This window comes from Eikenella sp. HMSC061C02, from assembly GCF_001809035.1.
Lineage (GTDB): Bacteria > Pseudomonadota > Gammaproteobacteria > Burkholderiales > Neisseriaceae > Eikenella > Eikenella corrodens.
In genome coordinates, this window is record NZ_KV795563.1 from 86,557 (window position 1) to 96,007 (window position 9,451).

The 9,451-nt window shown below is 48.9% G+C and carries 9 protein-coding genes; 3 read left to right on the plus strand and 6 right to left on the minus strand.

Annotation, left to right across the window (positions count from 1 at the left end; all coding sequences use genetic code 11):
• Nucleotides 1–536 precede the first annotated feature (536 nt).
• From HMPREF2541_RS08725 to HMPREF2541_RS08735, 3 genes are read right to left on the minus strand one after another with little or no spacing between them, the layout of a single operon-like run.
• Nucleotides 537–1,436, minus strand: a complete 900-nt coding sequence (locus HMPREF2541_RS08725; protein ID WP_070543158.1) for a plasmid partitioning protein RepB C-terminal domain-containing protein — start codon at nt 1,434–1,436, stop codon at nt 537–539.
• Nucleotides 1,423–2,316: a plasmid partitioning protein RepB C-terminal domain-containing protein gene (locus HMPREF2541_RS08730; RefSeq protein ID WP_003822224.1), complete on the minus strand. Its 894-nt coding sequence runs from the start codon at nt 2,314–2,316 to the stop codon at nt 1,423–1,425. Before HMPREF2541_RS08730 ends, HMPREF2541_RS08725 begins: the two co-directional genes overlap by 14 nt.
• Nucleotides 2,313–3,878, minus strand: a complete 1,566-nt coding sequence (locus HMPREF2541_RS08735) for a recombinase family protein (RefSeq protein ID WP_070543161.1) — start codon at nt 3,876–3,878, stop codon at nt 2,313–2,315. The genes HMPREF2541_RS08730 and HMPREF2541_RS08735 overlap by 4 nt, the downstream gene beginning before the upstream one ends.
• Before the next feature lie 55 nt (nt 3,879–3,933).
• Here HMPREF2541_RS08735 and HMPREF2541_RS08740 point away from each other — a divergent pair, with 55 nt between their 5' ends.
• Together HMPREF2541_RS08740 and HMPREF2541_RS08745 are read left to right on the plus strand one after the other, a co-directional pair.
• The gene (locus tag HMPREF2541_RS08740) at nt 3,934–4,275 is read left to right on the plus strand and encodes a hypothetical protein (RefSeq protein ID WP_041961345.1); all 342 of its coding nucleotides are present in this window, start codon (nt 3,934–3,936) and stop codon (nt 4,273–4,275) included.
• Between the two features lie 255 nt (nt 4,276–4,530).
• The gene (locus HMPREF2541_RS08745) at nt 4,531–5,403 is read left to right on the plus strand and encodes a metallophosphoesterase family protein (protein ID WP_070543163.1); all 873 of its coding nucleotides are present in this window, start codon (nt 4,531–4,533) and stop codon (nt 5,401–5,403) included.
• Nucleotides 5,404–5,508: 105 nt separating this feature from the next.
• Here the strand turns inward: HMPREF2541_RS08745 and HMPREF2541_RS08750 are convergent, their stop codons facing one another.
• The 3 genes from HMPREF2541_RS08750 to HMPREF2541_RS08760 all read right to left on the minus strand — a co-directional run bounded on the left by HMPREF2541_RS08750 (nt 5,509) and on the right by HMPREF2541_RS08760 (nt 8,393).
• The gene (locus HMPREF2541_RS08750) at nt 5,509–6,168 is read right to left on the minus strand and encodes a phosphoesterase (protein WP_070543166.1); all 660 of its coding nucleotides are present in this window, start codon (nt 6,166–6,168) and stop codon (nt 5,509–5,511) included.
• A gap of 113 nt (nt 6,169–6,281) precedes the next feature.
• A complete protein-coding gene (locus tag HMPREF2541_RS08755) occupies nt 6,282–7,130 on the minus strand; it encodes a hypothetical protein (RefSeq protein ID WP_210387154.1) in 849 nt (282 codons plus the stop codon).
• Between the two features lie 33 nt (nt 7,131–7,163).
• Complete coding sequence (locus tag HMPREF2541_RS08760; protein WP_070543168.1) at nt 7,164–8,393, minus strand: ATP-binding protein; 1,230 nt, start codon at nt 8,391–8,393, stop codon at nt 7,164–7,166.
• Nucleotides 8,394–8,695: 302 nt separating this feature from the next.
• Here HMPREF2541_RS08760 and HMPREF2541_RS08765 point away from each other — a divergent pair, with 302 nt between their 5' ends.
• Complete coding sequence (locus HMPREF2541_RS08765; RefSeq protein WP_070543171.1) at nt 8,696–9,100, plus strand: hypothetical protein; 405 nt, start codon at nt 8,696–8,698, stop codon at nt 9,098–9,100.
• The last annotated feature ends 351 nt before the right edge of the window (nt 9,101–9,451 follow it).

Consider the following 9,451-nt stretch of genomic DNA (forward strand, 5'->3'; position numbering starts at 1 on the left):
ATAGCTTACAGATAGCAACAGCCTCTACCTACTCTTCATTACCACCCAATGGCTCAAAACTATAGTGCTACAGTTTCTGAATGGACGTTAAAGAGACCGTTTCCTCTATTGGCTCCTACCCAGTATCAATCTAGCCCACGCCTGCTCCGCTAGAGATGCCACCCGCAAATTGGTCAAACAAGATATTAATTCCATACTCAACCGAGCAGTTATGCTTGCCGAGCTGATTTCCGACACTAGTATATGTCGAGATTAACAGTATTGTTTACACTTTTGATTTTTGCTTGAAGACCCAATTAAGCAGCTACCCGGCATTATCAAGAATGTCGATAGGTACAGGAAACCCACTCTGTTCTTGACAACACCGGATAACTACTCAAAAACTATTTCAGCAAAAATGGAAGCTTTCAGTAGCGGAAAAAGTGTAGAAACGCTACTGATTTCTACAGCCTTTCGGAGGGTGGCATACTTTTTGTGATTGGAGTAACAAAGCTAAAAAAGCCACCTTTCAGAAATGAGGCAGCTTTTTTGATACTTTACTCTTTTTCAAGAGACATCGGGGCTTGTTGCAATTGCTGGGAAACCGTATCTAATGCGGTTAGGATGTCCGCATAATACAAGCTGATGAACTCTTTCACGGCAGAGTTATCTAACAATCTTTTCAAATAACCGCCAGCCACAATCAAAGACAGATTGGTATCACTAATTTCTTTCTCTGTCCGGGTATAGTCCTCCTTCAACCTGTCCATTTCTTGTTCCAACAGTGAAAGTTTTTCTAGACTATCCGAGTGCTTTTTCTTTTTCTGAGCATGATCAACCAAGTCTTCCTGGGAGGAGGCCACCAAGATCATCTCCGCATAGGACTTGGTGAACTTGTTGGCTGCAATCATCATATCTGCAGCTTCCATCTGTCGGATGGGTTTCATTTTTCGGAGAATCCGAAACGTATCTTGTGCCAGATGCTTGTCTGCGAGTTTCGCGGCTACTTCGGGCGCGATATCATTCAGCAAATTCAACTTGCTTTCGATTCCGGATAAGTTGATATTCAGGGTTTTGGCAATTTTCTCCCTTGATATGCCTTTGCCAATTGCACGGCTGATCATCCGGTATTCCTGAATTGGGCTTAACCGGTTAATTTGCCGGTTATAGGTAAATCCTTCATCGTCTGTGGACAGCAGACATACTACCGTGTCGATTCCTAGTTCTTGTAAGGCAAGCAGACGGAGATGCCCGTCCAGTAAGAGGTACTTACCGTTTTCTTCATAAACAGCCAGCGGCTCAATAACACCAATTTCCTCTACTGAGGCCAAGATGCTTTTGAACTTCACGCTCTCCCGTATCCCTTCGGGGAAGGGGTGCATGGTTTGAATATCTTTGAGCGCGATGTTCTTCAATGATGCTTGAAAAGCATAAGCGATGTGTTTAGGCTGATTCATTGATATATGTTTCCCTATAATGGCTCAGACATTTACTGAGGTTCTCAGGCATATCTACGATTCTCTCTGCCCGAAGCAGTGTTTTGAAATGATTATCCTCAAACAAACGATTTAACCCAGAAAGAATGATCAGCAGCTGTTGTTGGCAAAATTCAGCCTGTGTTGCCATCAACTGTCTTCGCTTAATCTCATTCTCATACATTTGAAGTAGCTTCTCCTTATTGATAGGTGTATTACGCCTCGGAGTGAAGTGGTAAGTTTTACCATCACGCTTTCTCTGTTGGATCAGTCTCCTGATTTTGGCAATATCTCCGCGCTTTAGCTTCTGTTGTTGGTAGAGATCGGATAAAGCCGTTTGAACTTCTTTTTCTTTTGCACGGGAAATATCGACAGCAACGTCAATCGGCAAATAGCCTTTTTCTACGCCTGCAATCAGGCGTACCTCACCTTCTCGCAACAAATGTAAAATTCCCCGTATGTATGCTTGATGCAGGCCAATTTTTCGTGAAATATCTTTTTCGGAATATCCACGTTCATACAACACCCGAATGGCAGACAGTATTTCCAAATTGGTGTGCTTACGTCTAGCAATATTTTCAGCCAGGCTGATTAAAAATCCTTCGTCACCACTAACCTCCACAATGTGACACGGTATGTACTCTTCACCTAGCTCTTGGCAGGCGGTCAATCTTCCTTCGCCGCATAATAGGCCATACCATTGTTCTCCATCCAATATTTCCGATTTGGTAACGGTAATCGGACGCTTTAGACCGACTGCCGCGATGCTGGCGACCAATTGGTTAAACACTTTGGGGTTCCTACTGCGTGGATTCAGGACCTTGATTCGATTGATCGGTAGTGTTTGAATCACCATCCTCATAAAATTGCCTCCTTAATCAATACCCGTTTACTCATGGCAAAAAAACGACTCAAATCTTTATGGCGATAACAATCCCAGTCAATTGGGTTTTGTTCCATCAATCTCACTTTGGCACAATGGGTTTTTTCGGAAGGAAGTAGATAGTAATCTACTATTTTCTCCGCCGTTTCATCCAGCCGCACAGCTATGGTCAAATCAGGAGCAAGGCTACTGTCAAAACGTATAAACCAGCGTTTGGTACCAGCATCGGTTATCCGACAGCGTGCCAGCACTAGAGAAACAAAAAACTCCTGATTAATATGGAGTAAATCGTTTTCCGGAATGCGGGATACCGCTCCCCCCAGCCGCTCAATTTCTGCAATCGTCTGCTCAACCAGATCTGCATGAGTCCGTCTCAAGGCACGATTGATTTTCAGATAGCGATAGTCTCGGCTGGGTGTATAACCTACTTCCCGATAGCTCTTAAGTAGGCTTCCGAAGCGGCTACGGAACATACTGCTGGAAGGGCAATCTGCGGCTTCATCAATGATCAAACCAGACAGCTTGCCATTAATTCGGAGTAGCTCCTTTAATTTATCCAGCATTTCTTCATTGCTCCAATGCCGGCTTCTTTGGTGGATAATGCTTTGGGCGGCATTGAACAGTACGGTGGAAACAATGGGTTGAAAGACTGAATTAGCCCGTACCCATTGTTCGGAGGCATTCTTGCCTTTATGTGGCTTGAAGGGCGAATAGCTGCTTTTGTTCCAGACATTATTGCCGATGTATTTTTCGTTAATCAGGATTTGATGCACAACACCTCTAGTCCAAGAGGTGCCACGGTCGGTCAAAATGTGCTGTCTGTTTAAATCATCAGCTATCGCCTGTTCGCTCATTTTTTGGTAAATGAAGTCCTCGTAAATTTTCCGGATAACGGCCTGTTCATGTTCCGGGCCGGGAACCAGAATTACCCTGTCGGTTTGGATACTCTTATGTTCCCCGGCCTTAAGCTCAAATTTTGGCTGCCTATTCTCGTCTACCAACAAGCGGCGCAATCCGTACCCTGCAGAGCCACCTTGTCGAAAACCGAGCCTGATCAAGTTTTCTTGCCCGAGAAAAACCTTCTTTGATAGTCCCTTGCTAAAGAGACCGGCGGAAGTTTGCTGGAATACATCTATGATACCTGTTACTACCGGATCCAACTCTTCTGTTGCCACTGGAATCGGTTCCGCACATTTGTGCAGAATGATGTTTTGCTGCTGACAGAGGTATTGGTAATAACTAGATTCTTGCGGGTCAATAAAGCGTCCCCAGCGACTCGCGTCATAAACCAAAATATGACCGAAATCTGCTTTGCCGCTTCTGACCAAATCAATTAAGTTCAAGAACTGATACCGTTTTTGCGTCACGACTCCGCTGATGCCTTCGTCAATAAATTCACCAACAACGGTCAGTCCATTCTTATTGGCATATTCCAGCAAAAAAGCTTTCTGGTTATCAGGCGAATATTTCTGATGATCCGTGGACATACGGATATACAGAACCGCTTTTTGCTGTTTTGATAACTGTTCCTTTGGATCCATAACAAATGGTAGGTAATTTATTGATTAACAAAATATAAAGGAACAGTTAGGAAAAATGTTGCACTCAAATGGAAAAAAACTTCCCTTGAAGAATATCAATGAAGATATGTGGAAAGAGTTACTCTCAAGCGCTTTATACAAAGAATTGCAGAAAAATCATGTCAATGTCAAAAACCTTGCACATTGGACAGGTGTATCAGAGCGAACAGTCAAAAACTGGTTGGAAAAAAGGTTTATGCCTGACAGCTTGGCTATGATCAGGTTGATGCAGCATTCAAGCTTTGTCCGTCAAATCGTACTCACTCAGATCTGTTTAAGCGAAAACTTGAAGGCGGCAATGTTCGTGTGTGAATTCAAAAAGTTTCTTGCTTCATCAGAAGCATATCTGAGAGACTGATACTAGTAAAACAGGCATCTCCTGAAGGATATGCCTGTTTTGATTTCATAATGCAGATCACTCAGAGCGATCTAGTGTCGAGAATGTCATCTCAGGGAACTTTTCTCGTGCAAGCCGGCGTAGATTAGTTTGATGCTCGGCACCGAACGGGGAAATAAAAAATAGTTTGCTGTTTGCTGCTAAAATATTTTTTCGATTGACCGAGGCGCCACCGTCTCTGCGTTTTGTTTCCATCACTCAACTGCAACCGTTCCCATGATCCGCCTTGCCCTGTTCGCCGACATCCACGGCAAATTCCTGCTCCCCTTCAAACTGGCACACCACTACCAGCAAACCACCGGCAAATCCATAGACTTAATTGTCCAATGCGGCGATATGGGCGCATTCCCGGATAAGGGCCGTATGGACAAGGCCACGCTGCGTCATGCGGCAAGAGACCGCGATGAGTTAGGCTTTGTGGATGATTTTGTGCACGCCAAGCCGCCAATCGCCCAATTCCTCGAGCGGCTCAACCTCAATATGCTCTGTGTGCGCGGCAATCATGAAGACCATGAATTTTTGGATGAATTGGAACGGCAAAGCGTGCAGGCTGCTTTTCCGATTGATGTTTATCGGCGCGTTTGGGTGCTGAAAACGGGCGAGCCGTTTGTGTTGCAGAAGGATGGCGAGTCGCTGGAAATTCTCGGCATCGGGCGCATTGGCGATAGGAAACAGCGGCCGCACGGCGAATTTATTCAGGAGTATGAACGGCAAACCCTGCGCCGCCTTGTTAAAGACTACCTGAAAAACAAACATGATCCCGATCTGCTGATAACGCACGACCAGCCTGCCGACAGCCAAAGCGGTTACGGCGCGGAAGAGATTGCTGATGTGCTGGACCAGCTGGCGTTTGCCTACCATTTTTACGGGCACACGGGCGAGGCATACCGGCAGAACTTGGCGGACAACGGCATCACCCGGTCGGTCAAAATCAAAGAACTGGAATTTGACGGAGAGGGCAAGTTGTCGGAAGACTGTATGCTGATTTTGGAAGTGGAGCAGCAGAAAGGGGGCAAGCAGTTTACGCTTTCGCCCGTGCCGCTAAACGAGATCATTCATTTTATGCGGGACACTTGGCGGTATTGCTGATGCGGAAAGGACGGATTGAAAAACCGTCCTTTTGTTTTGCCGACTGTTTTTCAGGTAGCCTGCACCATTCAAGGCTACCTGAAAATTCATCTCTAAAATAAAAGCTCATTCATTCAATGCTGCCAATCTCGCCCGAACTTTTGCAGCCGCATCTTCCGTGCTGTTGCCAACGATAACGTTTTGCTTGTCATCGAAATACTGCACGGCAGGGAGGTCGCGCAGGAAGCCGTCAATATCTTGTGCGGTCAGGAAACGGCCGTGCATATCCCAGCCGACATTGAGGGCGCGTCCTTTGACGGCAGCCATGCGGTCGTGCAGATGGCCGTAGAGGTGGTATAGGCCGTGGTGGATGCCGTCCCATTCGTATAAGGGATAGTGGCACAAAATCGCGGTATTGCCGATTTCGGGCAGTTTGAGCCGTAGGTAATGGCTGGCGGACGAGAGCAATGGATGGCCGTCGGCTTTGCGCGTGTTGAGGAAATGTGCTTCGTTTTGCCGAATCAGGTAGTCGTGGTTACCGTAGATCAAATGATGCTGCCCGTTAAGCCGTTGCAGCACGGCTTCGATGTGTGCGGGCTTTTTGGCAAAGCAGACATCGCCGAGGTTGTACACAGTGTCTTGCGGGGTAACGACGCGGTTCCAGCAGTCGATTAGGTATTCGTTCAGCTCGTCGGCGTTATCGCTTTGTAGGCGGAATTGCGGGCAGTATCGGGCGATGTTGGGATGAGAGAAGTGCCAGTCGGCGGTGAAATAGGTTTGGGGCATGGGATACTCGGTTTCTGGTCATCTGACAATGAAAAATAAGGTGCAGGCTGCTTTAGAGGCCGTCTGAAACAGGGTTGGGGCGATAAAAAGCAGCCTGCACTTTTTTTGCCCGCCTATCTGCCGGTCAAGACCAACCGTCGGCAGAAGGCTTCCCAATCGGCAAGGGGCACAACGCGTGTGCCGTCTGCTAACCGGTGCACATCGGAAGCGCAGGCGGTGTGCCAATAGGTGTAAAACGGTAGTTTGGCGATGTCGGCTTCCGATATGGCAGGGGCATTATCCTGTTCTGGCGTATGCACAATCGGCAGGCCGAAATAGCTGTATTGGCCGTCTGCGGATTTGTCACCTGTGTGGCCGGTTTGGCCGCGGTGTCTGCCAGTACGAACAAACCGGCGGCAGAATGCGTTCCAATCGTGCAGAAAAACGGCGGCTTGTCCGTCTATCAGGCTTTGGGCCGAACCGATGCTGCTGTCCCGCCAAAACAGGTAGAACGGCAATTCGGCGATGTGGCACTCCATGACGACTGGACAATCGCCCTGTCCTGCCGGTCGCATTACCGGAACGCCGAAACAAGCGGTTTCAGGCAAGGCATGTGCAGGCTGCATGAAGGCGTTTTGTAGGATAACGGCCGCTTCGGCAGGGTCGATACCCAAACTATCTATGGCAGGCTGTAAGGTTGCAGGCAGGTCGCAAAAGCAGCCTGCACCTTCCGGCAGGCAATACACCGAGTTGTGCGTATGGGCCAGCGGTGCCGACCATTGGGTAACGGGCGAGGTGCGGATTCGGCTGCCTGCGGCAAAACGCCCCGAACCGTCTTGGGCGACTGTGCCGTACACCACGGCATACCCTGATTTGCCGGGCGTGTGGTAGCGGGTGAAGGTCCAGTCGGTGAGCGTGCAGGGGGAGAGGGTGCCGTCGTGGGGATGTGCGGATGGGATGGTGTTGTCGGGGGTGTTGGGCATGGTTCATTCCTTGAAGGGCGGTTTCAGGTAGCCTCAAACATAGGCCGCAGGCACGGCAACCAAATTCTCCGCCAACCAGATTTTTTGCGGATACTGGTTGATGATCGTGCCGTGGGCGATGCCCAATTCGTTTGCCGGCAGCGTGTTGCGCAGCAGGTTGAAAGCGGCGGCCATTTTTTTATTGGGATTGGCGGTAGCCTTGATTTCAACGGGGTACAGCATCTGCCGATGTTCGATCAGTAGGTCGATTTCTTTTTGATTGGTGTCGCGGTAAAAATAAATCGGCGGTTCTTGGCCTTGGTTGTGGAAGGATTTGATGATTTCGCCTACCACGAAGGTTTCAAAAAACTGCCCGCTCTTGGCTCCGTTTTGAATGGTTTCCGGCGTCAGCCATTTGGTCAGGTAGGCCATCAGGCCCGTGTTCAGCATATAGACTTTCGGGGTTTTGATGGCGCGTTTGAGGTGGTTGTTGCCATAGGGTTGCAGCAGATAGACGATGCCCGATGTTTGCAGCACGGTGAGCCAACGCTTGACGGTATCCACCGATACGCCGATTTCCTGGGCTACGCTGCTGTAATTCAATAGCTCCCCGCTGCGTGCAGCAACGGCAATCATGAATCGAGTGAAATCGCCGCTGCTGCCTACATTGACCAATTGGCGCACGTCGCGTTCGATATAGGTGGCGACATACGAGGCATAGTAAACCTGCCAGTCGGTCTCGGGCTGCTCGTATAAGCGCGGCATATCGCCACGGTGGATAATCTGCCAGATATTTTCGTGTTCGGGTAACCTGGATACAGGGTTTCGGTCGGCCAAATAGCCTTCATCCGGCACAAAGGCCGTCTGAAAATCATCGCCGCGCATTTCGCGCCACGACAATCCGTTTAATTTCAATACCGCAATACGCCCGGCCAGGCTTTCGCTGACGTTTTGCATCAACTCAAAAGCCTGCGAACCGGACAGCAGATACAGGCCGTTCTGCTTGCGCCGGTCTATATCCATTTTCACCAGGGGGAACAGCTCGGGGGCGTATTGGACTTCGTCCACAATCAGCGGTGGCGTGTGGTTCAATAAAAACAGTTGCGGCTCGTTTTTGGCTTGGTCGAGCAGCAAGGGATCGTCTAAGGTAAGGTATCCGTATTCGGGCGCAATGTGCTGAAGCAGCGTGGATTTGCCGACCTGCCGCGCACCGGTCAGTAATACGGCGGGAAATTGGGCGGACAGCTTTTGCAGGACGGATTGCAGGTGACGTGGGTAATACATAACAAAATCCAGTTTAATTTAAGACTGTATCTTAGATCAAACTGGATTTTTGTGCAATACGTCTTATTTGTGCGTAGCGATGATGCCGTAGGCCCCACCGCAAAACTACCGGCATATACACTCCTCGTTATACAGAAGGACATAGCCCTCGGGTGTGATGCGCCGCTCGTTTTGGCTGTTGGGCAGGTCATCGATAATAGAGACCGGGCTGCATGAAACGGTAGATTCTCCAGCAGTACAAAAGGTGGGTGAAGAGTGAACAGCATTGAGCGATCAGCAAGAATAACAGGAAGTAGCTGCTGATGGTGACGCTTACCGATACGCTAACCCGATTAACAAAGAACCGCTCGTTCCAGTTAGGCAAGCTGACCGACAAAGGCTTGTCCGAACCACTGCTGAAACCAGAACATGCTCTTTCGCAGCTACAGAGCGTTTTTGACGCGATTCAGATGGCGCTAAGGGGTGAGCTTATGGAGTACGACACACAAGCCTCCCTGCTTCAAGCACACGCAACAGAACAGCAACGGATACTGCGTTCGACCCGTGTCGACATCAATGTAGTCTTGGAAACGGTACAAGGAACCCAAAATCCTTCCCATAATCTACTACACCCAGCCGGAGATATTCAGCCCCGCCCAGCCAAAACACCATCGGTATCCCCGGCCCCCAACTACAACCCTGACGATTATTGGTGGAACCGATATTAACTAAACACCCATCTAAATAAAACAAGCCGCCCTGAGTTTGGGCGGCCTTTTTGTCATCGAGTGGACAGATACATCTCGCGAATCTGTTCCTGGGTGGGTTTGGTTAAACCCCATTGGTCATTGACACAGTGCAGGATATGTTTCCTGCTTCGGCAGACATAACGTTCCATGCGCCAACTCGCATACATCTCCATGTCGGCGTATTCGACCATTTCCCTTTTCACCATTAGCCTACCTACCAACCCTAAGGCCATCGAGTCAACCCCGATGGCATAAAACCAGCTTCGCCCTCGCTCGATTGAGGCCGAGCTCAGATCATGCCGACGGACTTCTCACCGAATCCCGTCTCAC

Coding starts and splice junctions, on each gene's coding strand:
- HMPREF2541_RS08725 (WP_070543158.1), bottom strand. CDS start 1,436: ATGAATCAGCCTAAACACATCGCTTATGCTTTTCAAGCATCATTGAAG.
- HMPREF2541_RS08730 (WP_003822224.1), bottom strand. CDS start 2,316: ATGAGGATGGTGATTCAAACACTACCGATCAATCGAATCAAGGTCCTG.
- HMPREF2541_RS08735 (WP_070543161.1), bottom strand. CDS start 3,878: ATGGATCCAAAGGAACAGTTATCAAAACAGCAAAAAGCGGTTCTGTAT.
- HMPREF2541_RS08740 (WP_041961345.1), top strand. CDS start 3,934: ATGTTGCACTCAAATGGAAAAAAACTTCCCTTGAAGAATATCAATGAA.
- HMPREF2541_RS08745 (WP_070543163.1), top strand. CDS start 4,531: ATGATCCGCCTTGCCCTGTTCGCCGACATCCACGGCAAATTCCTGCTC.
- HMPREF2541_RS08750 (WP_070543166.1), bottom strand. CDS start 6,168: ATGCCCCAAACCTATTTCACCGCCGACTGGCACTTCTCTCATCCCAAC.
- HMPREF2541_RS08755 (WP_210387154.1), bottom strand. CDS start 7,130: ATGCCCAACACCCCCGACAACACCATCCCATCCGCACATCCCCACGAC.
- HMPREF2541_RS08760 (WP_070543168.1), bottom strand. CDS start 8,393: ATGTATTACCCACGTCACCTGCAATCCGTCCTGCAAAAGCTGTCCGCC.
- HMPREF2541_RS08765 (WP_070543171.1), top strand. CDS start 8,696: ATGGTGACGCTTACCGATACGCTAACCCGATTAACAAAGAACCGCTCG.